Source organism: Hymenobacter lapidarius (assembly GCF_001816145.1).
In the GTDB taxonomy this organism is placed as follows: Bacteria; Bacteroidota; Bacteroidia; order Cytophagales; family Hymenobacteraceae; genus Hymenobacter; species Hymenobacter lapidarius.
In genome coordinates, this window is record NZ_MDZB01000120.1 from 90,372 (window position 1) to 114,198 (window position 23,827).

Annotated in this window: 18 protein-coding genes; 11 read left to right on the forward strand and 7 right to left on the reverse strand. The window is 61.4% G+C overall.

All coding sequences use genetic code 11. The features are described 5' to 3' along the window. Window positions 1-129: 129 nt before the first annotated feature. The gene (locus BEN47_RS13440) at window positions 130-840 is read right to left on the reverse strand and encodes a hypothetical protein (RefSeq protein WP_070728910.1); all 711 of its coding nucleotides are present in this window, start codon (window positions 838-840) and stop codon (window positions 130-132) included. 416 nt (window positions 841-1,256) lie between these two features. Here BEN47_RS13440 and BEN47_RS13445 point away from each other — a divergent pair, with 416 nt between their 5' ends. Then, window positions 1,257-4,811: a PAS domain S-box protein gene (locus BEN47_RS13445; RefSeq protein WP_070728911.1), complete on the forward strand. Its 3,555-nt coding sequence runs from the start codon at window positions 1,257-1,259 to the stop codon at window positions 4,809-4,811. Between the two features lie 45 nt (window positions 4,812-4,856). On the opposite strand, the gene BEN47_RS13450 is transcribed toward BEN47_RS13445, so the two are convergent. Then, a complete protein-coding gene (locus BEN47_RS13450; RefSeq protein ID WP_070728912.1) occupies window positions 4,857-5,813 on the reverse strand; it encodes a 1-phosphofructokinase family hexose kinase in 957 nt (318 codons plus the stop codon). A gap of 103 nt (window positions 5,814-5,916) precedes the next feature. Further along, a complete protein-coding gene (pulA, locus tag BEN47_RS13455; protein WP_094123039.1) occupies window positions 5,917-7,914 on the reverse strand; it encodes a type I pullulanase in 1,998 nt (665 codons plus the stop codon). Window positions 7,915-8,157: 243 nt separating this feature from the next. On the opposite strand from pulA, the gene BEN47_RS13460 reads away from it, so the two are divergent. The 7 genes from BEN47_RS13460 (at window position 8,158) to BEN47_RS13490 (ending at window position 17,814) form a co-directional block, all read left to right on the forward strand. Then, window positions 8,158-9,312 carry a sensor histidine kinase gene (locus BEN47_RS13460; RefSeq protein ID WP_070728913.1) on the forward strand — a complete coding sequence of 385 codons (1,155 nt, stop codon included), beginning with the start codon at window positions 8,158-8,160 and terminating at the stop codon, window positions 9,310-9,312. A gap of 157 nt (window positions 9,313-9,469) precedes the next feature. Beyond that, on the forward strand, window positions 9,470-10,207 hold the full coding sequence (locus BEN47_RS13465; RefSeq protein WP_070728914.1) for a LytR/AlgR family response regulator transcription factor: 738 nt from the start codon (window positions 9,470-9,472) through the stop codon (window positions 10,205-10,207). Window positions 10,208-10,273: 66 nt separating this feature from the next. Next, the gene (locus tag BEN47_RS13470; RefSeq protein WP_125921673.1) at window positions 10,274-10,549 is read left to right on the forward strand and encodes a hypothetical protein; all 276 of its coding nucleotides are present in this window, start codon (window positions 10,274-10,276) and stop codon (window positions 10,547-10,549) included. A gap of 42 nt (window positions 10,550-10,591) precedes the next feature. Then, window positions 10,592-11,188, forward strand: coding sequence for a glycosyltransferase (locus BEN47_RS22515; protein WP_125921674.1), 597 nt, complete (start codon window positions 10,592-10,594; stop codon window positions 11,186-11,188). Further along, window positions 11,182-11,457, forward strand: a complete 276-nt coding sequence (locus BEN47_RS22520) for a glycosyltransferase (RefSeq protein ID WP_070728917.1) — start codon at window positions 11,182-11,184, stop codon at window positions 11,455-11,457. The genes BEN47_RS22515 and BEN47_RS22520 overlap by 7 nt, the downstream gene beginning before the upstream one ends. Before the next feature lie 881 nt (window positions 11,458-12,338). Next, window positions 12,339-15,938 carry a lamin tail domain-containing protein gene (locus BEN47_RS13485; protein WP_070728918.1) on the forward strand — a complete coding sequence of 1,200 codons (3,600 nt, stop codon included), beginning with the start codon at window positions 12,339-12,341 and terminating at the stop codon, window positions 15,936-15,938. A gap of 277 nt (window positions 15,939-16,215) precedes the next feature. Continuing rightward, on the forward strand, window positions 16,216-17,814 hold the full coding sequence (locus tag BEN47_RS13490) for a glycosyltransferase family protein (RefSeq protein WP_125921675.1): 1,599 nt from the start codon (window positions 16,216-16,218) through the stop codon (window positions 17,812-17,814). Between the two features lie 255 nt (window positions 17,815-18,069). Here BEN47_RS13490 and BEN47_RS13495 read toward each other — a convergent pair whose 3' ends face one another. The 4 genes from BEN47_RS13495 to BEN47_RS13510 all read right to left on the reverse strand — a co-directional run bounded on the left by BEN47_RS13495 (window position 18,070) and on the right by BEN47_RS13510 (window position 20,729). Beyond that, window positions 18,070-18,396, reverse strand: a complete 327-nt coding sequence (locus tag BEN47_RS13495) for a HesB/IscA family protein (protein ID WP_070728920.1) — start codon at window positions 18,394-18,396, stop codon at window positions 18,070-18,072. A gap of 119 nt (window positions 18,397-18,515) precedes the next feature. Then, window positions 18,516-18,908, reverse strand: a complete 393-nt coding sequence (locus tag BEN47_RS13500; protein WP_070728921.1) for a hypothetical protein — start codon at window positions 18,906-18,908, stop codon at window positions 18,516-18,518. A 105-nt stretch (window positions 18,909-19,013) separates the two neighbouring features. Further along, entirely contained in the window at window positions 19,014-19,424 is a 411-nt protein-coding gene (iscU, locus tag BEN47_RS13505; RefSeq protein WP_070728922.1) for a Fe-S cluster assembly scaffold IscU, read from the reverse strand. 90 nt (window positions 19,425-19,514) lie between these two features. Beyond that, window positions 19,515-20,729 (reverse strand): IscS subfamily cysteine desulfurase, encoded by a 1,215-nt coding sequence (locus BEN47_RS13510; RefSeq protein WP_070728923.1) that lies wholly within the window; start codon window positions 20,727-20,729, stop codon window positions 19,515-19,517. 208 nt (window positions 20,730-20,937) lie between these two features. On the opposite strand from BEN47_RS13510, the gene mce reads away from it, so the two are divergent. The 3 genes from mce (at window position 20,938) to BEN47_RS13525 (ending at window position 23,702) form a co-directional block, all read left to right on the forward strand. After that, window positions 20,938-21,345 (forward strand): methylmalonyl-CoA epimerase, encoded by a 408-nt coding sequence (gene mce / locus BEN47_RS13515; RefSeq protein ID WP_193427148.1) that lies wholly within the window; start codon window positions 20,938-20,940, stop codon window positions 21,343-21,345. Between the two features lie 162 nt (window positions 21,346-21,507). Then, window positions 21,508-22,080, forward strand: coding sequence for an L-threonylcarbamoyladenylate synthase (locus BEN47_RS13520; RefSeq protein WP_070728924.1), 573 nt, complete (start codon window positions 21,508-21,510; stop codon window positions 22,078-22,080). A gap of 182 nt (window positions 22,081-22,262) precedes the next feature. Next, window positions 22,263-23,702, forward strand: coding sequence for a CCA tRNA nucleotidyltransferase (locus BEN47_RS13525; RefSeq protein ID WP_070728925.1), 1,440 nt, complete (start codon window positions 22,263-22,265; stop codon window positions 23,700-23,702). Window positions 23,703-23,827 lie beyond the last annotated feature (125 nt).

Below are 23,827 nucleotides of genomic sequence, written 5' to 3' on the forward strand. Positions count from 1 at the left end.
GTATTCAGGCAAAAGCCCCACCGCAGTGCCCCCTTGTGAAAGGGGCCGCGATGGGGCTTTTTTGGGGGAGCCAGGCAGCAGGGGCTGCGTCCTGCCTTCACTCCGGTGTAGCACTTGAAGGAAGCTGGCTTACTCCTCGGTTTCCGCTACTACGTCGGCGTGGGTGGTGGCTTCGTAGGTGTCGGCGTACTTGAAATCTTCCAGCCAGTTGGTGGAGCTCATCACATCGAAGGTGATGGAAGTATCGGTCTTTTCCACCGTTTTCAACTCCCAGATTATCGACTTGGCTTCCTCAAATTCGGTGCCGGCTAGGTGAGTTGAAAACAGCCGGTTGAGCAGGGCACTGTCGGGCAGGCCCTGGGCGAGTAGGCGCAGGAGCGGGGCTTCGGGCGCCTCGGCGAAAAGAGCGAGGTCTTCGGGGTTTTCAGCGGTGCATTTCACCTGGAACTCCACGGCCTGGGTGCGGGGGAAGGTGCCGTTGTAGGCCGTGTGCAGTAGCTGCGTGGCTTTGTAGAAGCCTTGGTGCAGCGGCAGCTCGGGGTTTTCTTCCCACAGCTTCTCGGTCAGCATCTGGTGCGACAGGTTCTCGATTTGGCCATCGTTCAGCTGCTCCGGAAACAGGTAGCCCAGCACGATTTCGGCGGCCTCGCGCGGCTCCAAATCGGTGAACGACATCAGGCACATATCTTTTAGCTCGGCTTCGCTGATGTCGTCCGGGTTCTCGTAGTTCATCTTCTTCAGCAGCTCTTTGTAGTCCGAGTTCTGCCAGGAGTCGGGCAGCTCGGTTAAAGAGGTGAAGGACAAACGCTCAACGGTGAATTTCTGCTCGGTGGTCGACATATTGAAAAGTATCGGGATGATGCGAGAGGCGGCGAAAGGTGGCAGCCCCTGCAGCCGGGTTTACGGGCCCAGCCCGCAAACAGCCGGAAAGCCTACGCAATAGCTGGTTTGTTGCGGCGCTTAAGTGGCGGTTTTCAAGAGGCGTGGGCGGGGACGTGCTGGTGGGGCGGGCCACCAGGGAGCAAAAGCCGGGGCGCGCCCGGCAAAGCCGACGCCTGTATCATGGCATTGCTTCCAAACAGGCAGCCGTGTAGTGGTTTTTTTACTACTCAGAAAGGAATAAAATAGTAAACACGTGTAGCTAAGCGGGGCCTGTCGTTGAGAATTTTTTTTGAAGCGAGTTATTTTTGACACCTTTTGGGCTCATTATCGACTTTATTCGCACCACCCAATCCGCTACCTGTTATTTTACGGCTATGTCTGCTGTTACTACTATTTCCGCGGCGAAATGGGCCGAGCTGGTTGCCTCGGAACGGGCCGGCCGCGAGCAAGCCGAAGCGGCCCTGGCGGCCGCCCACGCCGAAATGGCCGCGCTCCGGCAGGAAGTGGCCGCCAGCGACGGCCGCGCCCGGCAGCACTACACCCAGCTCACGGCCCTGGTGCACAATTTGCGCGTGGGCTTCGTGCTGGTGGACCAGGCCGGACAGATTCAGTACGTCAATCAGTATTTCTGGGACCTGTTCGGTCTGCCGCCGATGGCGGGCCCGGCCGAGGGCCACGCCCCCATTTCCCCGGCCGCCGTTTACATCGACAACGCCTTCCGGGACCCGGCCGCCTTTCAGGCCCGGGCGCTGGAGCTGCACGCGGCCGGGCAAACCGTGCTCCAGGAGGAGTTTGTGCTGGCCAACGGCCGGGTTATTGAGCTCGATTATTTGGTGCTGGACACCGTGGGCGCCGGCCGCCTGATATGCTACCGCGACGTGACCGAGCGCCACCAGCGCGACGCCGAGATTCGGACGCTGTCCTACATTCCGCAGCAGAATCCCAACCCCACGCTGCGGCTCAACGCGGCCGGCGAGGTGCTGTATGCCAACCCCGCCGCCGCGCCCCTGCTGCACGCCCTGGCCGTCGACGCGCGCGGCGACCTGCCCGCGCGGCTCCTGGCGCTGGTGCAAGCGGCCCTGCGCACGCCCGAACAGCAGCAGCAGGAGCTGGCGGTAGACGGCCAGCACTACCTGTTTACGGTGGGGGCCGTGCCGGGCCAGGCGTACGTGACGCTGTACCTGACCAACATCACGGCGCGGCAGCAGGCCGAGCAGCGCCTGGCCGAGCAGCGGGCTTTCTACGAGAGCCTGCTGGAGCAGGTGCCCTCGGCCGTGGCCGTGTTCGATGCCGAGCACCGCTACCTGTTCCTCAACCCCGTGCTGGAGCCCGACGCCGCCACCCGGGCCTGGATGGTGGGCAAGACCAGCAACGAAACCTGCGCCTACCGCAAGCGCCCGGAAGGCGTGGCCCAGCGCCGGTCCGCCGCCTTTGCCGAGGCCGTGCGCGAGCAGCGGGACGTGTCGTGGGAAGAAACCCGGGAAGGTCCCCACGGCCCGCAGCATTGGCTGCTGCGCTACCGGCCCGTGGTGGCGGCCAACGGCGCGCAACTGGTGCTGTGCTCAGGCGTCGACATCACGGAACGGAAAATGGCCGAGGAGAAGGTGGCCCAGCAGCAGGAGTTCTACGAGTCCGTTCTGAACCTGCTGCCGGTGGACGTGGCCGTGTTCGACGCCCAGCACCGCTTTCTGTTCGTCAATCCCTCGGCAGTGCCCGACGCGGCCGTGCGCCAGCAGATTACCGGCCTGACCAGCACCGAGTACTTTGCCGTTCATCAGGATAAGCGGCCCGCCGGCCTGGCCGAGCAGCGCGAACAATACTTCGAGCTGGCCACCCGCACCCGGAACGACGTGACGTGGGAAGAGATGCGCATCGACCACAATCAGCGCCCGCAGCTGATGCTGCGCTACTTCCGGCCGGTGTACGACGCCAGCGGTGCCCTGCAGCTGATGGTAGGGACCGGCATCGACATTACGGCGCGCTACACGGCCGAAAAACTGCAGCACGAGGTGCAGGAGATGCTGCAAGTCCAGCAGACGTTCGTTCGTCAGATTCTGAACACCCTGCCCAATGTGCTGTACATGGTGGACCCCGACAATAGCATTTCCTTTACCAATCATGCCTACGATGCCATGGTGGCCCACTACCAAAACTGGCAAGCGGTGGGCGCACCGGCGGCTGTGCTGGAGGAAGTGCAGCAAGTGTGGGAAATGAACGAGCTGGTACGCAAAACTCACCAAGCCCAGACCCGGGAGCTGCCTTTCACGCTCGATACGGGCGAGGTGATGCAATTCCAGGTCTATAAACGGCCCATGCAACGCCCCGACGGCCAAGTGGCCATTCTCACGGTGAGCACCGACATCACCGACATCAAACACGCCCGCCAGGCTCTGGAGCGCCGCGAAAAGCAATACCACGACCTGGTGTACTATTCGCAGGCCCTCATTTGCACCCACGACCTGCAAGGCACGCTGCTGTCGGTGAATCCCGCCATTGAGCGCCTTTTGGGCATCCCGGCTGCCCAGCTGGTGGGCAAGAACCTGAGCGAGACGCTGCCGCCAAAGCACCGTGCTGCCCTCAAGGCCTATTTTGAAGGCGAAAACCCCTTAAAGACCGAAGACCAAATCATTACGGTGCAAACCCGGGAGGGCGAGTTGCGCTACCTGCGCTACTACACCTACCAGGTGGCGCAGGAAGGGCACGCGCCCTACGTGCTGGCGTCGGGCTACGACGTAACGCCGGGCATCCTGGCCGAGCGGGCCCTGCGGCTGGCCAAGCAGGAAGCCGAAGAAAACGCCCTGGCCAAAGAAGCCTTCCTGGCGCGCATGAGCCACGAAATCCGCACGCCCCTGAACGGGGTGCTGGGCATGGCCGGGCTACTGCAAAAAACCTCCCTCACCTCCCCGCAGCGCGAGTACCTGACCACCATGCAGCACGCGGGCCAGCACCTGCTGGCCTTGCTCAACGACGTGCTGGACATGGCCAAAATCACCACCCACCACCACCACGTGCTCAACCACGCCCCCTTCGACCTGGGCGTGGCCCTGCACGGTGCCGGGCAAACGGTGGCGGCCCTGGTGGCCCAAAAGCGCCTGGCCCTCACGGTGGAGCCGCTGCCCGCGGCCATGCCCCGGGTGCTCGGCGACGCCTACCGGCTGCATCAGGTGCTGCTCAACCTGCTCTCAAACGCCATCAAATTCACCGACCACGGCCATGTGCGGCTGGGGGCCGACGTCCTCCAGGACGCGCCGCAGGCCCTGACGCTGCGTTTTTGGGTGGAAGACACCGGCATTGGCATTTCACCCGAAGAGCAAGTACATATCTTCGAAGCCTTTGCCCAGGCCAGTGCCGATACCAGCCTGCGTTACGGCGGCACGGGCCTGGGCCTCACCATCAGCCGCCAGCTGGTGGAGCAAATGGGCGGCACGCTGCAGCTGAGCAGTGTGCCCGGTCAGGGCACCACGTTTTCGTTTCAGTTGGTGCTGCCCCGCGCGCCCGACACGGCCGGGGACCATGCCCCCGCGGTGCCCACTGCCGGCTTCGATGCCCTGCAGGGCCTGCGCATGCTGCTGGCCGAGGACAACCTGGTGAACCAGCGTATTGCCGTGGCCGTGTTGGAGTACTGGGGCGTGCACGTGCACGCCGTTGACAACGGCTCCGATGCCCTGGCCCAACTCCAGGAACAAGCCTACGACGCGGCCATTCTCGATATCCGGATGCCGGGCCTGAGCGGCGTGCAGGTTACCACCACCATCCGCCAACACCCCGACGCCAAGCTGGCCAACATCCCCATCATCGCCCTCACGGCCAATGCTTTTGAAGCCGACCGCGCGGCCTATCTGGCCGCGGGCATGAACGCCTGCCTCACCAAGCCCTACGACGAGGCCGCCCTCTGTCAACTGCTGCTCGACTTAACGGCCGTTAAGTAGCAAATTTCTGTTAGACAGAGCATTATGCTGCCTCTGTACGAGTGCTTAGGAAGCCGGCTCGGGCCGGGGCATGGTGCGCAGCAGCCATTGGAATAGCTTTTCAGCATCAGCCGGGTGAAACAGCTCGGTGCCGGAGTTCATGGTGGCGGCCGAGCCGCAGGCCACACCCAGGCGCACGGCTTCGCGCACGGGCCGGCCCTGGCAGAGCGCGAACACCATGCCGGCCACCATGCTGTCGCCGGCGCCCACGGTGCTGCGCTTGCGCACGGCGGGCGCCGCAATGTGCTCTTCTTCGTCTTTGGTAACCAAGTAGGCGCCGTTGGCTCCCAGCGACACCACCACGATTTCGCATTTGCCCGCGTCGATGATGGACCGGGCAGCGTCGGCGGCCGATTCGGTGTCGAGCGCTTCGGCCCCAACCAGGCGGCTCAATTCGCCCAGGTTAGGTTTCAGCAAATACACCCCTTCGTTCACGGCACTTTGCAGGGCTTTGTCCGACGTGTCAACGATAAGCCTGGCTCCCACGCTGCGGGCCCAATGGGCAATCCTGCCCATAAACTCGGGCGCCACACCGGGCGGCAGGCTGCCGCTGGCCACCAGCACATCGGGAACGGGGCTGAGCCCGGCCAACGTGGCCAATAGTTGCTCCTGCTCTTCTTCAAGAAGCCTGTTGCCAGGCATCCCGAAGCGGTACTGCTGGTTGTTGGAGGCGTCTACGACGATGAAATTTTCGCGGGTCCAGGCCGTGGTGGGCACCGGCTGCAGGGCAATGCCCTCGTGGGTCAACAGCTGTTGCAGGACCTCGCCGGGAGGGCCGCCGGCCGTGAAAACGGCCCGCGAATCGAGGCCCAGGCGTTTGAGGGCGCGCGCCACGTTGATGCCGCCGCCGCCGGCTTCAAACTTGGGCGTTCCGCAGCGTATTTTATGGTCCGGCACAATCTGGGGAGCCACGGTGCTCTTGTCGATGGCCGGATTGAGGGTGATGGTGACAACGTTTTTCATGGCGATGGTAAAAGGGGTTGCGGCTTAAACGGGACGCTGAGTACGCAGGGTGGTCCGGCCGGGGGCATTAGGTGCAGCCGCCGGCCGGGGCAATTATCGCCGCCTAGAGCTTCACCAAGATAAGGGCCGTGCTGCCCGGCACCTGCACTCCGCTGGTGACTTCGAGCACATCGAGCCCTTCCTCGTTGAGCTGGTCGCCGCGCAGCACCACTTTGTAGGTGCCCCGCGGCACGGCCACGCTGTCGGCCGAGGCCTTGCCGTTGAAAATCACCACAATGTTCTGCCAGGCGTCGCCGCCGGCGTGGTCTTTCAGCTGGTAGGCAATGAGGCCGGGGTGGGTGTTGGGGAGGAACTCCAGGTGTTGCTGGATTAGCTCGGTGGTGGGCAGGCGGAAGGCGGGGTGGGCGCGGCGCAGGGCAATGAGCCGGCGGTAGAAATTATACACCGCCGGGTACTTGGCCTTGCGGCCCCAGTCCAGCTGGTTCACGCTGTCGGGCAGGTTGTAGGAGTTGTGCGAGCCGCCCTTGGTGCGCAGAAACTCATCGCCGACTGGCAAAAACGGGATGCCCTGCGACGTAAACACAATGGCGTTGCTGAGCAGGTCCATCTTGGTTCGTTGGGCTTCCGTAGCGCCGGGGTTGGCTGCGGCGAGCTTGTCCCAGAGCACCAAGTCGTCGTGGCAGGCCACGTAGTTGATGGCCTGCGCGGGCGACTCCGCCCAGGGCGCCTTCGAGTAGTTCACTTGGCTGTACTCCACCTGCGGGTGCTGGGTGGCGGCCACAATGCCGAACTTCACGCTCTCCTCCAGGCCGGGCCGGCCGCTGGCAAAGCCGGGCTCGGTCTGGCGGGCGTAGTGGCCTTTCACGCCGTCGCGCAGCTCGTCGCCGAAGGCGGCAATGCGCGGAAGCCGGGCCACGTTGGCTTTCACGGCGCGGCGGGCTTCGGGCAGGGGCGAGGGGCCGGCAGTCCAACCTTCGCCATACATCAGAATGCTGTGGTCCTGCTGGTCGAGGGCCACGCGCACGGCGCGCATGGTCTCAATATCCAGCACGCCCATCAGGTCGAAGCGGAAGCCGTCGGCGTGGTATTCGCGGGCCCAATAGGCCACCGATTCCACGATGAGCTTGCGCACCATGGGGCGCTCCGAGGCTATTTCGTTGCCGCAGGCGGTGGCGTTGCTCAGGGTGCCGTCGGGGTTGTGGCGGTAGTAGTAGCCGGGCACCAGCTGCTCGAAGGCGCTGCGGGCGGCATTGGCGGTGTGGTTATACACCACGTCGAGCACCACGCGCAGGCCCTGGCCGTGCAGGTTTTCCACCATCTGCTTAAACTCGCTGATGCGGACGGCGGGGTTGGCGGCGTCGGTGGCGTAGGAGCCTTCGGGCACGGAGTAGTGCAGCGGGTCGTAGCCCCAGTTGTAGCGGTTGGCGCGGTCGGGCGCGGCCTCGTCGATGCTCGCGAAGTCGTTGGTGGGCAGCAGGTGCACGTGGGTCAGGCCCAGCTCCACCAAGTGCTCTAGGCCGGTGGTGACGCCCTCCGGACCCCGGGTGCCCAGCTGGGCTAGGCCCAGGAATTTGCCCTTTTCCCGAATGCCCGACTGCGGGTGCATGCTCAGGTCGCGCACGTGCACTTCGCCAATCACGACATCAGTGGCTTGCTTTAGGGCCGGGCGCAGGTCGTCGGCCCAGCCGGGCGGGGCCACCAGGGCGGGGTTGAGCACGGCGCCGCGCTGGCCGTTGCGGCCCACGGCGTGGGCGTAGGGGTCGGCTACTTCGGCCATTTGCTTCCCGGCAATGGTGGCCTGCACGGTGTAGAAGCCGGTGGTGCCGGCGGGGAGGGCGTAGGTCCAGGTGCCGCCTTCGGCCCTGGTCATGGGGTACTCGGCGCGGGCTGGCCCGCCGGTGCCACCGGCGTAGAGACGCAGCCGCAGGGCTTCGGCGGTGGGGGCCCACACGCGCAGGGTGGCCTGGGTGCTGCGCCACGTCAGGCCCAGGTCGGGCCCCAAGTAGGTGGGGTACTTGCTGAAGTCGGGGAGGGGCGGAAGGGCTGAAACAACAGTAGTAGCAGAGAGAAGCACGAGCGGCAGCAGGAAGGAGCGAATCATAGCGCAAGTTCGGCACGCCGGGCGCAAAGTTGGCTCGGACAGGGGTGGTTGTATGGTTGAATGACACCGGGACCAATCAGCCATTCGTTGTGCGGGCATCGTTCAACGGCTCAACCGCTCCAACGGTGGCACTTCCCAACCGATGAAACCTTCCCCGCCGTCGATACAATTCCCCCTGCAGTCGGTTTGGCCCGCGGCCGGGGTTAGGCGTTGAGTAAATTTGTTGCGTATCCTTCCTCCCCCATGCCCTTGCCGACCCCCCGAAGCTACCTCACCCTGCTCCTTCACGTGCTGGTGTGGGGACTATTCGGACTCATTTTTTTGCTGTTTCAGCCGCTTACGGGCCGCCTCACGCTGCCTCCGGAATTTTGGGTGAAGCAGGGGCTGATGTTTGCCGTGTGGGTGGGCACGTTCTACCTCACGGCGAACGTCACGGTGCCCCGCCTGCTGTTTAAGGGCCGAACGGGCTGGTTTATTCTGGCCCTGTGCGGCACCACGGTGGGCGTGCTGCTTTTCAGCCGCGCGCTGGACCAGGTCCTCGACCTGCCCGCGCTTATCAACAAGGCCTTCGAAGCCGCCACGGGCCGGCCCCGGCTCTCGCAGCGAGGCCTGCGCTTCGATTCCATGGGCCTGCTCACCACCATGCTGGTGCTGGGCATCAGCACCTGCATCACGGTGGTGCAGAAGCTGCAGCGGGATGTCCAGCTTCGGCAGATGCTGGAGCAGCAGCGCACCAGCTCCGAGCTGTCCATGCTCAAGGCCCAGATTAACCCGCACTTCTTCTTCAATACCCTCAACAACATCTACGCCCTCACGCTGCTCGACGGCGAGGAGGCCCGCTCGGCCATTCACCGGCTCTCGCGCATGATGCGCTACGTGCTCTACGACACCGCCCACGGCAGCACCCTGCTCAGCCAGGAAGTGGCGTTTGTGCAGGACTACATCACCCTGATGCAGCTGCGGCTCAGCGACCGGGTGACCGTCACCTTCGAGCGGCCCGAACCCGTGCACGACGTGCCCGTGGCGCCCATGCTGTTGCTGCCCTTTCTCGAAAACGCGTTCAAGCACGGCGTGGCCGCCACCCAGGCCAGCACCATTTTTGTGGCCCTGCGCCAGCCCCAGCCCGATGTGCTGGAGCTGGAAGTGCGCAATACCCGCCTCTCGCTGCCCTCCACCGACCTGGCCGGCAGCAACGGCATCGGCCTGGCCAATACCCGCCGCCGCCTGGATTTGCTCTACCCCGGCCAGTTCCAGCTGGACGTCGACGACCACACGCCCGCCAACGAGTTCCGGGTGCATTTGACCCTGAATGTGGGGGCAGGAGGGGACGTTCTGGTGTCAACCTCACCCCCTGACCCCCTCTCCAAAAAAGAGGGGGCACCGGAAATGCTTTTATGAATGAATAAGCAATATAAAAATTTGCAAGACAGTTGATTACACTTATCATTGAGATTGTCGCCTTCCCCAAACCGGTGCCCCCTCTTTTTTGGAGAGGGGGTCATGCCCCAAAGGGGGCCCGTGAGGTTGACGCCAGAACACCAACCCACTCCTAAACATGTCGCCCCTCAAATGCATTGCCGTTGATGACGAGCCGCTGGCCCTTGGGCTGGTGGTCAATTTCGTGCAGAAAACGCCGTTTCTGGAATTGGTGGGCAAGTTTGGCAGTGCCGTGGAAGCCCTGAAGTACCTGCACGAACACCCCGGCTCCGTCGATTTGGCGTTTCTCGACATTCAGATGCAGGAGCTCAACGGCCTGGAGCTGGCCCGCGTGCTGGGTCCCACCGGCCCGCGCGTCATTTTCACCACCGCCTTTAGCCAGTACGCCCTCGAGGGCTACCGCGTCGACGCCCTCGACTACTTGGTGAAGCCGTTCAACTACGAGGAGTTTTTGCGCGCCGCCGGCAAGGCCCGCGCCTACGCCGAGCTGGTTGCGCAGCACGTGAGCAACCCGGCCGCGGCCAGCCCGGAAGAAGAAGAGTACCTCTTTCTCAAAGCCGAATACCAGCTGGTGCGCGTGGCCCTGAGCGACGTCCTCTACGTAGAAGGCCTGAAGGATTACGTGAAAGTGCACCTCAAAAGCACCCCGCGCGCCCTGCTTTCCCTCATGAGCCTCAAGGCCATGGAAGAAAAGCTGCCCGCCCGGCGGTTCATGCGCATTCACCGCTCCTTCATCGTGGCCCTGGACAAGATTGAGGCCGTGCGCCGCCTCACCGTGCAGATTGGGGCCGTCACCATTCCGGTGGGCGACCAGTACAAAGAATCCTTCCTGCAGTTTCTGAGCCGCTGGAGCTGATGCATTTGTGGCCTGCCAGCCGACGGGCGGGGCGCAGTCGGCTGCCGCGGCCCTAGCTTGCGGCGTTTGCCTGCCATCCGAATAACCCCAACTGCTCCTTCTCTGCCCACTGCGCCCGGCCAGCCCGCCAAGCCTGCTCTGGCGGTCCTGTGCTTGTCTGGCAGCCTGGGCGGGCTGGAGCTGAACAGCCTCAAATTTGCCCGCTGGATACAGGAGCGGGGCTGGCCCCTCACCTTTATAGGGCTGCCTGATACGCCCCTGGCCCGGCTGGCAGCCGAATGGGCGGTTCCGTGCCAGCTCCTGGCGGTGCGCCGGGGCCTCTTTCTGCCCCTCGCGGCCTGAGGGCTCAGGCAGCTGCTGCTGCGGCTGGGCAGCCAGGTGCTGGTGGTCACGCAGAACAAAGACCTGGCGTTGGCCACGCTCAGCAAGCAGCTCATGGGCGGGGTGCTGCGCGTTATCTACCAGCAGCACATGCAGCTGGGACGTCCCAAGCGCAGCCTGGTGCACCGCCTGCGGTTCGGGCAACTCGATGCCTGGCTAACGCCCCTGCCCGGCCTGGGCCAGGAGGTGCTCCGCTCGACGCACCTGGAGGCGCGCCGCCTGCACGTGGTGCCGCTGGGCCTGCCCGTGGAGCAGTTTGCCCCCCCGGCCCGCACCAGGAGCCAGGCGCGCCAGGAGCTGACGTTGCCCGCCCAGGGCCTGCTGCTGGGTATCTTGGGCCGCTTCGACCGGGGCAAGGGCCAGGACTTCGTGCTTGAGGCACTGCACCTGCTGCGGAGCGAATACGGGCACGACGCGGGCCTGCTCGTGATGGGGGCGCCCAGCCGCAACGAAGGCGACACCTATTACCAGCAGTTGCAGCAGCAGGTGGCCCGGCTGGGCCTAGCGGCGGAGGTGCATTTCCGCGGGTTCCGACCCAATCCGGACGTTTTTTACCAAGCCATCGACTTTTCTGTGATGGCTAGACTTACGGCATGGTGACTCTGGAAGCCATGGCGGCGGGCGTGCCGGTAGTAGGCGCCGCCGCCGCCGGCACGGCCGAGCTGGTGCAGGACGGCCACAACGGCCTGTTGTTTCCGCTGCGCAGCGTGGCGGCCTGCGCCCGCGCATTGCACCGCTGCCTGGCCGACCTGCCCGCCACCCACCAGCGCGTAGAAAACGCCCCGCGGGAAGACTGGCGCTACTCGCACCACCACCAGTGCGCCCTGACCGAAGAAGTGATTTGGGGCTTATGCCCGGTGCAACCATAACCCGCCGTCGGCGCTCTTCAGTAGCAAGGCAGGCGTAGCGGCCTGTACCGCGCAAGCCAGGGTGGTGCCCTCCACCTGAGAACTCGTGTGGGCTACCCTTTCGACCCCTGTTATGCTCCACTGGCATCCGCTTGCGAAGCAGTACTTATGCCAGAACAGCACATGCAATGAAAGCGCTACTTTGAACGCCAAACGAGCAATGCTGCCCATTGCCGGAAAGCTTTAGCTTACAGCATCTAATTACAACCTGCCGACGTGAGGATAATCACTTTAGGGTCAATGAACAACGGGGAAACAGCAACTTCTTTGTCCATGGCGAATGGGTTGAAGATTTAATTTGATTAACTGAATTGTGTTTTAGAAGTTTGCGCCCATTTGTCGAATTGAAATTTATGAGTTGAGAAGCAGGAACAAGTCCTTGAATTATTGGATTATATAAATTATATATTCTGTTTTATTTTTGCGGATGCGCTTCAACGTGGTAAGGGCTTCCATGGTTGCAAACAATTACCCTGTTACAATGACGAGCAGCTGCCGCAATGAATAAAACATTGAATATATGAGATGAAAATTGCCCAATGGTTGAGCTAATGTACATTGGTTATGAGCGTGTTAAAGGTGATAAAAGCACCGCTTTGACTCCTGGCATGGATTATTAAGATGTATATTCGCACTTTGAAAAAAAGTAGCTACAACAAGCAGCTGCCGAAGCAACAGTAATAACGCTTTTATCAAGTTTTTTTTAAATAAAGTATATTAAATATCAGATTTATATAATAATATATTGCTAGAATAATGCCGGTTCTGACTATCATTTTTCACATAAAATTCCCTCTTCTGCCACCCGTACATATTTGAACTCACTCTTCTGTATTCCAACCATGAAAACAACCACTACCAAACCCAGCAGCTTAGGACGTGCTATTGGGAGTACCGCGGTACTACTTCTGTCCCTGCTGAAACCCGCATTCTCCCAAGCCCAGGCGGGCTCGGTTGTAATCAGCGAAGTGTACGCGAGCGGCGGAGCTACCGGTGCTTTCAAAAACGACTTTGTTGAGCTTTACAACAAAAGCAACACGCCGTTTGCGTTGACGGGGTACTCCGTGCAGTACCACAGCGCCAATTCCAACAATAACTACACACTCGTGCCACTTACGGGCAGCATTCCGGCAAACGGCTACCTGCTGGTGGAGTTTGGCGGGCCCGCAAGCGGCACGCCTTTGCCTGCGCCTGACGAGACTAACAACACCAACCTGGCAACAGCCGGGGGCAAAATCGCCCTGGCCAACTCCACTACAGAACTGCCCGGAACTACTACTGCCACCGATGCCGGGATTATCGACTTTGTTGGGTACGGCTCGGCCGAGCAGTTCGAAGGCACCTCTGCCGCCCCAGCCTTAACCGCCGCTACCAGCATTGAGCGCAAGGCGGTTGCCTCGTCTACCAGCGCATCCATGGCCGCTGGCGGAGCCGATGCGCAGCGGGGCAACGGGTTCGACAGCCAGAACAACGGCCAGGATTTTGTGGTGCGCAGCTCGCCCGAGCCCCAAAACCGCGCTTCGGCGCCCGAGACAGCGGCCACTGTGTTCTACAATACCAAACAGCCTAATGGCCCGCTCAACGCCCTGGGTACCTACAGCAGCACACTGGATGGCACGGGTCCGTCGCCGACTAGCTTCAGCGCCAACTCCCAGCAGTTTATCGTCATTGGTGCCAATCGCACCCTCACCGGTGACCTGACCATAACGGGGACTGACTCGCGGCTCGTACTCGATACAAATGCCTCGTTCACTGTGCCCGAGGCCTTTGACTACACCGGCACCCTGGAACTGAGCGACAACGCCACGCTGACCGAACTGAACGCCGACCCAGGCGTGGTTTTCAACAGCATCGCCGTCAGCAGCACCGTGGAATACGCGCAGGCCACGCCCTACATCGTGCCCGCCACGCCCTCCTACGGCAACCTCACCCTACGCAACGCCACCAAGCGGCTGAGCCCCGGCACCACCGTGGTGCGCGGCAACTTCCTGGCCAACAACGTAGGTGCCGCCAATCCCGACGTATTGGGCGGCGCGGCCGGTTCGGCTTCTACCCTGAGCCTGGGGGGCAACTTTGCGCTCACCGGCACGGTCAACTTCAGCACCACTGCCGATGACCGCATTACGCTGGCCCTCACCAATACTACCACCCCACAGGTGGTGAACGGCGGCGACAACACCATCAAGCTACTCAGCCTGACAACGAGCACCAACCAGGCTGGCGTTAGCCTCGCCGATGGCGCCAGCAACCTGGAACTGGGCAACAGCACGGACGGCGGCTACAACCTGGGCGCTGGTTCCGTGCTGGCAGTGGGCGGCAACACCCTGAGCTTTGTGCAGGGTGGCGGCGCTACCATTGGCGCCGGTACCGGCCAGCTGGCCGTAAATGCCGGTTCGAGCCTCGTATTCAGTAAAAACAGCCCTGCTGAGTTAGGTACCCTGCGCCTAACCCCAACCAGCACCCAGCTTGCCAACCTGACGGTGGACGCCGCCGGTGGGGGAGGACTAACGGCAAACGCCAATACCCTGACCCTGCCTCGTAGCCTCACCGTAAACGGTTCCCTTACCCTTACCGCTGGCACGCTGGCCATTGGCGCCAACAATGTACTGACGCTGAATGGCCCGGTGGTGGCGGCTGCTACGGGTTTCCTGCGCGGCGCGGCCACTGCAGGCCTAGTAATAGGTGGCGCTGGTTCGCTGGCCGACATCCGCTTTGACAACGGCACCAGTGCCAATACCACCCTGGCCAGCTTTACGCTGAATCGTTCGGGGGCTACCTTCACGCTGGCCTCTTCGCTGATTGTTGAGAATGCCTTTGCACTCAACAACGGCGTGTTTGCCATCGGCTCAAACACGCTGACGTTGAATGGAACGGTTGCTACCTCTGCAACCGGCCTGCTAAAAGGCGGTCTTGAACCTTTAACTTTTGTAGCTACATCAGACGTGTACATTGGAGGAACCGGCCCACTTGGCACGCTGACCTTCGAGCCCTCGTCAGCGGTGCTCAACATATTGGTGCTAAACCGCCCCGGAGGAACCCTGACATTGGAAGGCAGCGCCGTGCAGATAACCACCCCCACCCTGACCAGCGGTGTCCTCAAGCTTAGCGATGGCGTTGGCCTGAACGTGACGGGGGTATTTGACGCCGACCCCGCAGTGGGTCGCCTTGCGGTCACGCCCACCTCGGTGCTGAGTTTCACTGGCTCGGGAGACATTGGTCCGCTGGCTTTTGTTGCGGGCCAGGATGTGCTCCAACGTTTCACGCTGGACCGCGCGACAGGCACCGTCCCTACGGTTCAACTCACCACCACGCTCACGGTAAATGAGTTGTCCCTGACCCGGGGCCGCGTGTTTGTGCAGGGTAACAATAAGCTCATCGTATTGCCTGAGGGGAGCGTAACGGGTGGTGGCAATAATTCCTACACCAATACGCTGACTCAGTCTTCGGTAACCAACCAGACCACCAAAACTGCGACGCTGGGCTTTCCGCTTGGGGTAGATGGGCAGTACCGTCCGCTTAACTTCTTAGTGGAAGACGTGAATGGGGGTACCAGCAGCTACACAGCTCACCAGTACGAAGCCCCTTCGCCGTCCCGGACCCTGCCGCCCACCTTGTCGCGCGTGTCGCAAATCCGGTACTACAACGTGGTGCGTGAGCCCGGTGGCACGAGTGTCTTGAACCGTGCCCGGATTACCTTAAACTACGACTTTGCCTCCGACGGCGTAACCCCGGCCACCGTTTCTTTTCTGCGCGTGGCCATGGCTGACCCCATCGATGACAGCAAGTGGAAGGATATCGGCGGCTCTGGCCTAGGCTCAAGCATTCAGTCTGATTTTTTCCCCGCTGGCCCCCTCGGTGACTTCACCCTGGCCACCGACAAACAGACGCCCCCCAACGCCAATCCGCTGCCGGTGGAGCTGGTGCGTTTCACGGCCGAGCGGCAGGCCGCGGGTGTGCGCCTGAACTGGGCCACGGCAAGCGAGCAAAACAGCGCCCGCTTCGAAGTGCAGCGCAGCCTTGATGGCCGCACGTTTGCGTCCGTCCTGTCGGTAGCGGCCCAAGGCAACAGCAGCCAGCTGCAGGCCTACAGCGCCCTGGACGCCCAGGCCCCCGCCAGCCGCCTTTACTACCGCCTGCGTCAGGTGGACGTGGACGGCACGGTGGCCTTCTCCGAAGTGTTGACGGTGAGCGGTAACCGCGCCAGCGCCGGTGAGTTGAGTGTGTACCCCAACCCCGCCAGTGACCGCATCACGGCCGTGGTGCCCGCCGCCGAAGGTCGCACCTACCGCGTGCTCAACAGCCTGGGCCAGGTGCTCGACCGGGGCCGCGCCGCCGAGGCAAACCCGAGCGTGGACGTGCGCCGCCTGCCGGCCGGCACCTACTTCCTCGAGCTGAACTCGGCCACCGGCCGCATGGTGCGCCGCTTTGTGAAGTACGACTAACCCTGCGCCGCACGCTGCCCATCTGCGGCTGGCTGGTACAGTTGCTGGAAATGCCCCCGCCCAGCGGGGGCATTTTTGGGTAAAAAGGAATGCCTTTACTGGACTGCATAGGTCTTGCAGTACCTTTGAGCGGGCTTTGCAGCGCCTCGATTTACTACCATCAATCAGTCGTTTAAAAGTAAACGGGTTATCAGTTGCTTGTTGTCGGTCGGATAGTTTTGAATTTCTGACAACTGACAGCCAATGTCTAACAACTCAGTACCCACGTTCCTCCTGGATGGTTAGTAGCATTTCCCTGGCCGAGCGCCGGTTTTCAATCCCCGTTGTCGTTCGCTATTCTTTGCTGGGGTTGCTCGTGCTGCTGCTCGGGGTCAGGTTGTCTTTTTTAGGAACCGGGGCCCTCGCGTTTCCCGATGAGGAGCGGTATTACCGCTCCGTAGAGGCAGTGGAGGCCCTAGTGGGCGGAGATGTTGCCGGATTCTGCGAACGACTTTCCCAGACGCAGGGCCGCCCCGGCGATGCCCTGTGGCGGGTGGCCCCGGCCAGCTTGCAGGTGCTGCTTGCGGAGGTGGCCGGCGTCAGCCCCCACAGTCCGGCCTCGCTCCTCATTCCGGTGGCGTTCAATTACCTCATCGTGCTGTGCTCGCTGCTGGTCTATTACCGCATAGGGCGGCAACTGCTGCGAAACGAGCCAGCCGCCCTGCTTAGCACGCTGGTGTACGGCTGCCTCGTCAATACCAACCTCTACATTCGCCACATTCTGCCTTACGACGCGGCATTGCTGTGTTTTTTCCTCACCGTGCATTGGGTGCTGCGGCTGCGGCAGCGCCCGGAGCGGCGCACGTATTGGGCCGTCTTTTCCATCGGTGCGCTGTCGGCTCTCACGTTTGCCATCTACCCGGGCTACAATGCCGCGGTGGTAGTGGGGTGGGTGATGCTGCTGGAAAAGCGTGCCATCTGGCCATTCAATTGGCGGCGCCTGCTGAGCACCAGCGTGGTTTTCGCGTTGGGAGCCGCGGGCGTGCTGCTGCTGTTCGAGCTCCTTACCCAGGCCGGTGGCAGCTCGTATCTGGAATCCTGCATCAGCTTATCGAGTACCATCACGCAGGGGGATTTTGCCGATGGGTTTTCCTTCCTCTTCAAGTACCTGTTTGAGGCTGAGCGGAGCTTGGGCTACCTGCTTGTGGGGCTGGCCGCAGCCAGTGTGCCGGTGCTGCTGTACCGCCTGGCCCGCCGCCGCTGCCCAACCGTGGCCGCCTACGCCGAGCTGATTCGGGACAACATGCTTCTACTAAGCATGGTCCTAGCCTTTCTCGCCTACGCGGTGATGGTTTTCTACCAGGAGAAGCTCGTGTTTTACGGCCGGATTCTGCACCTGTACCTGCCGTTTTTCGTGCTGCTGCTCGCCAAGGTCCTGTATCCGGCCACCCGCCGTCTGCAGTTTGTTCCGGTGGCCCTGGTGGCCGGTACCGCGCTCTATTCCTTCGGCGTCTTTGCCGTCGAATACCACCGGATTGTGTATCCCCTCACCGTGCTCTACCAGCAGGTGCCCGGCCTGAAGAGCACCACCGTAGCGCATAAAAGCCAAACCGGCACCGCCGACAATGCCGACTACTACCTGGCCCGCGCCCCACTGCTGGAGACGCCGACAACTGATACCAGCCGGCAGGCAGTACTGGTGAACGTGGCTTTCCTGTACCCCATTCACGCCGGAGTCTGGTGCAACATCGTTGAGCTCCCACCTTCCTACAAATTACTATTCAGTGCCCCTCACTTCCTGACGCTGCCCGCATATCCATTCGAAGGCTACCGGACCGAAGAACGGGATGTTATCAGCCACTGCAAGTACCAATGTCAGGTATACGTGCAGCAATAAGTCCGCCCTACAGAAAATCGTCTTGCCCAGCCATACAACTGCTAATTCGCTCGCACCAAGCTGTCCATATTCTGTCATGCGGAGCGCAGCGAAGCATCCTATCACCGCAGAACAAGCCGTTCTAGTGCTGCAAGTCATTCAGCAGCGATAGGATGCTTCGCTGTGCTCAGCATGACAGTTCCTGTTCGGATAAGCTCTAAATGCAGAACGGCCACCCATTGGGTGGCGTTCTGCAAAATCAGGTAGTGTGGCTGCTTATACCGAGAAGCTCTCGCCGCAGCCACACTCGCGCGAAGCGTTGGGGTTGTTGAACTGGAAGCCCTTGCCGTTGAGGCCATCGGAGAAGTCCAGCTCGGTGCCGGCCAGGTAAAGGAAGCTCTTCATGTCGACCACCACACGCACGCCTTTGTCCTCAAACTCCTGGTCCATGGGCCGCACTTCGTTGTCGAAATCCAGCTTGTAGCTCAGGCCCGAGCAGCCGCCCCCGGCCACGGAGGCCCGCAAGCGGTAGGTATCGTCGAGGTGGGCGTCCTCAATGAGGCGCGCTACTTTTTCTTTGGCTTTATCGGATACGGTAATCATGGCAGTAGGAGCAGGGCCTTGCTCGACTAATAGAATAATCGGAGGCGCAATTTAGACAAATTATAAACAAGGATGCTGTTTCCTTTGTTCCTTCGCCTTCTGCAGGCAGTGGTGTCCGGCTAAGAGCTGGGGTTGAGCACCACGCTAAACACCGTGATGGCATTGAGGTCGCGGCCGAAATAGAGCTTGTCCAATGCTTCATACGCATTGTGAGCGCGAAAGTAGGAGGTCTGCAGCTCTTTGTCGCCGCGGGTGCGCCACTGCAGCGTGTAGGAGCTTTCGGTGTCACGAAGCCGTTTCACGTAGTCCAGCATCTGTTGCAGGCAGTCCGCTTCGTCGCGGCCCGTCTCGAAGCGAAATAGAAAGGACTGGTGGTGGCGGGGGTTCAGCGTGACCAGGTCCAGCCGCGTCTGGCCTTCCAGCTCCCGAAACTCAAACCGCAACTGTGCGGCCTCCAGGCCCAGGTACTGCTGAATTTCGCGCTCCAGGCGGGCAACTTCAAATTCGTCCATTTGTCAAGGTAAAAGTTAAAAGTGAAGAGTTAAGGGTTATAAGCTTCTGGCCGGTTCGGGGCCAAAAACTTATAACCCTTAACTCTTCACTTTCAACTCAAAAAATTAGTGGTGCGCCATTTCCAGCGCGGGCAGGCCGTTCTTCACGCGGTAGTCCGAGATAGCCGACTTGATGGCATCCTCCGCCAGTACCGAACAATGGATTTTTACGGGCGGCAGGGCCAGCTCTTCCACAATTTCCATGTTGTCGATGGCCAGGGCCTCGTCCACGGTTTTGCCTTTCAGCCACTCCGTTGCGAGCGATGAGGAGGCAATGGCCGAGCCGCAACCGAACGTCTTGAATTTGGCGTCGATGATGGTGTTGGTGGCTTCGTCTACCTCAATCTGCAGGCGCATTACGTCGCCGCACTCAGGTGCGCCCACGAGGCCGGTGCCTACGTTCTTTTTGCTTTTATCCAGCGTGCCCACGTTGCGGGGGTTGCTGTAATGGTCGATAACCTTATCGGAGTAAGCCATGATTTTGGAGTTATGAGTTAAAAGTTATGAGTTAGGAGTTGAAAAGCTGAGTTGTGAGGGCAAATGAAAAACTCATAACTCATAACTATTCTAGTGTTCCGCCCACTCAATTTTGCTCAGGTCGATGCCTTCCTGGAACATCTCCCACAGGGGCGACATTTCGCGGAGCTTGGTAACGGCCTCTTTTACGTGGCCGATGGCGTAGTCGATTTGCTCGTCGGTGGTGAAGCGGCTGAGGCCGAAACGCAGCGAAGAGTGCGCCAGGTCGTCGCTCAGGCCCAGGGCCTTGAGCACGTAGCTGGGTTCCAGCGAAGCCGAGGTGCAGGCTGAGCCCGACGATACCGCCAGGTCCTTCACGCCCATCATCAGGCCTTCGCCTTCTACGTATTTAAAGCTAATGTTGGTGACGTGGGGCAGGCGGTGTTCCACCGAGCCGTTCACGTAGCTTTCTTCCAGCGTCATCAGCTCTTTTTGCAGGCGGTCGCGCATCACACTCAGGCGAGTGGTGTCGGCGTCCATTTCCAGGCGGGCCAGCTCGCAGGCCTTGCCCAGGCCCACGATGCCGGGCACGTTGAGGGTACCGGAGCGCATGCCGCGCTCGTGGCCGCCGCCGTCCATCTGGGCGGTCACTTTCACCCGGGGGTTCTTGCGACGCACGTACAGCGCACCCACGCCCTTAGGACCGTACATTTTATGGGCCGTAAAGGCCATGATGTCGATGCCATCGGCGTTGACGTCCACCGGAATTTTGCCTACTGCCTGGGTGCCGTCCGTCATAAACAGGGCACCGTGGCTGTGGGCGATTTTGGAGATTTCGCGGATGGGCTGAATAGTGCCCGTCTCATTGTTGCCGAACATGATGGCGACTAGGATGGTCTCCGGCGTCATGGCAGCTTCCAGCTCTGCGAGGCTGATGAGACCTTCCTCGTTCACGGGCAGGTAGGTCACGCGGCCGCCCAGCTTCTCAATGTGCTTGCAGGTGTCGAGCACGGCTTTGTGCTCGGTGGTGCAGGTAATGACGTGGTTGCCCTTCTGGCTGTACATCTCAAACACGCCTTTGATGCCGAGGTTGTCGGACTCGGTAGCGCCCGAAGTGAAGATGATTTCCTTGGGGTCGCAGCTGATAAGCTTGGCGATTTGCTCGCGGGCGTAGTCCACGCCTTCTTCCGCAGCCCAGCCAAAGGGGTGGTTGCGCGAAGCGGCGTTGCCGAATACGTCGGTCAGGTAAGGCATCATGGCCTCCAGCACCCGCGGGTCGAGGGGGGTGGTGGCGTTGTTGTCGAGGTAAATGGGGAGCTTAAGCATTGCGCGCAGCGGGATAGCAGAGTGTTAAACCAGCGAATAACTGGACTCCTGTAGAACACAGTTACAGGGCAATCAGTTTTCTTTGGATTCACAAAAGTAGATACAATCTAAATAAGGAATTGCCTCGGATTCTGGCAGGAGCCGAAATCACTCGGCAAAACCTCGTTTTTAGCCCTTTAAGTGGACTTTCCCTTTCTTTTTGCTCTCAATGATAACCAACCTCGAACACCTCGGCCTGGCCGTGAACGACCTGGAGGCGGCCACGGCGCTCTACACCACGCTGCTGGGCGCGGCCCCGTATAAGAAGGAGCACGTGGCCAGCGAAAACGTGGACACGGTTTTCTTTCGGGTGGGCGGCTCCAAAATTGAGCTGCTGGCCGGCACCTCGCCCGACAGCGCCATCACGAAGTTTCTGGCCAGAAAGCCGGAGGGCATCCACCACGTGGCCTTCGAGGTAGATGACATTTGGGCCGAGATGGCGCGGCTGCGCGGGGAGGGCTTCGTGTTGCTCAACGAGGAGCCCAAGCACGGAGCCGACAACAAGCTCGTGTGCTTCGTGCACCCCAAAAGCGCCGCCGGGGTGCTGGTGGAGCTCTGCCAGACCATCGCTGATTAGCGCTGATTAGGGTGATTTCGCTGATTTCCTATTTGTGGAGTTGGCCATCGTTCGAATGCTGGGTTGGTAATTTCGCGGCGCCAAGTCGCCATATACACCAGGCCGGAAATCCCGTGACAGCCCACTCAGTGTAATCATAAAAATCAGCGTTAATCAGTGATTATGAAACGTTTCCAGCAAGAAGTAGATGCCGCCGTAGATGCCCTGCTACTGCAGCAAGTCATTCTGTACCCCACCGACACCGTGTGGGGTCTGGGCTGCGACGCCGAGGCACCGCCCGCCGTGAAGGCGCTCTATAAGCTCAAGGACCGGCCCGAAGGCCAGCCCAGCATTATTCTGGTGGCCGATCTTGCCATGTTGCAGCGCTACGCCACGCAGGTGCCCGATGAGCTGGAAGGCATGATAGAAGAGCAGTCGCGGCCCACCACCTACATTCTGCCGGCCAGCCGGGCAGTAGCGCCCGGACTGGTGGCCCCCGACGGCACCGTGGGCCTGCGCGTGGTAAAAGACGAGTTCTGCTTTAAGGTGGTGCGCCGGCTGGGGCATGGCTTGGTGTCTACTTCGGCCAACAAAGCCGGCGAGCCTTCCCCGGCGGTGTACGGGGAAATTGACCTGGCCATTTTGAGCGGGGCCGACCACGTGGCGAACTGGCGGCAGGACGATGCCACGCGGGTGGCCCCCTCACGCATTGTCCGGCTGGGAGCAGGTGGCCAGCTGGAAGTGGTGCGGGAATAGCCCGCGGCCAACACGACCCGAAACGGTGGGCGCCGGCCACTTCTTGGGCGATGCTTTGCGCCGGAAATGGACGCCGTGGCCGTTTGTGAAAGCGGAGTCGGGTACCACTGCGTGGCACGGCCGGAGGATGCCAGGCAGCCGTGGGGTTGGCTTTCGTGGTCGAAACACCGAACTTTGCGGCCATGAAGACGCCCCAACTACCCGAACTGCCCATCTTTCGCGCCATTGCCGAAGCGGCGGCTGAGCTCAAGCAGCCGGCTTACGTCATTGGCGGCTACGTGCGGGACCTGGCGCTGGGGCGCGCCAGCAAGGATATTGACGTGGTGACCGTGGGCGACGGCATTGCCCTGGCCCAGGCCGTGGGGGCCAAGCTGCCGGGCCGCGGCCGGGTCACGGTGTTCAAGAACTTCGGCACGGCCATGCTGCCTACCAAGGAGGCCGGCGAAATTGAGTTTGTGGGGGCCCGCAAGGAAAGCTACCGCGCCGACAGCCGCAAGCCCGAAGTGGAGGCCGGCACGCTGGAAGAAGACCTGGCCCGCCGCGACTTCACCATCAACGCCCTGGGCCTGAGCCTGAACCCGGAAAACTTCGGGGAATTGGTGGACCGCTACGAGGGGATGAAGGACCTGGCCAGCAAAACCATTCGCACGCCGCTGGGGCCCGACGTGACTTTTTCCGACGACCCGTTGCGCATGATGCGCGCCATCCGCTTTGCCGCGCAGCTCGGTTTTGATATTGAGCCAGACACCTTCGACGCCATCATCCGAAATAAGGACCGGATAAAGATTGTGTCGCAGGAACGCATCACCGTGGAGCTGAACAAGATAATCGAGTCGCCCACGCCCAGCTACGGCTTCAAGCTGCTGTTTCAGACGGGCCTGCTGCACCTCGTTTTTCCCAAAATGGCGCTGCTGCACGGCGTGGATAAAGTGGGCACCCACGCCCACAAAGACAACTTCTACCACACCCTGCAGGTGCTCGACAACGTGGCTGCCGCCGGCGGCGACCTGTGGCTGCGCTGGGCCGCCGTGCTGCACGACATCGCCAAGCCGGCTACCAAGCGCTATGACCAGCGCGTGGGCTGGACCTTCCACGGCCACGAGGACAAAGGCGCCCGGTGGGTGCCCGGCATCTTCGCCGACCTGAAGCTGCCGCTGGGCGAAGAAATGCGCATGGTGCAAAAGCTGGTGAAGTTGCACCTGCGCCCCATTGCTCTGGTGAAGGAAACTGTGACCGACTCGGCCGTGCGCCGCCTGCTTTTCGAGGCTGGCGAAGACGTGGACCGCCTCATGCTGCTCTGCCGCGCCGACATCACCAGCAAGGACCACACGCGCAAGGAGCGTTACCTGCGCAATTTCGGGCAGGTGGAGGAGAAGCTGAAGGAGGTGGAGGAGAAGGACCACCTGCGCAGCTTCCGCCCGGTCATCACCGGCGAAATCATCATGGAAACCTTTGGCCTGAAGCCCTCGCGTGCCGTGGGCGAACTCAAAGAAGCCATCATGGAAGCCATTCTGGAGGGCACCATTAAAAACGAAATGGACGAAGCCCTGGCCTTCCTGTTGCAGCAGGGGGAGGCTAAAGGACTTCGTCCGGAAGGAGGCTTCGTTCACTCACCAAACTAAGCCTGACTTCTTTTTCGTGTTCAGCGGGGCTTCGGGGCAGGTAATGAAGCTATACGAAAATATTCGCGTTACGGCTGAGTAAGTAATTGGAGGTAATCAGTTTTGGCCGTTGGGGGCTACCCGAC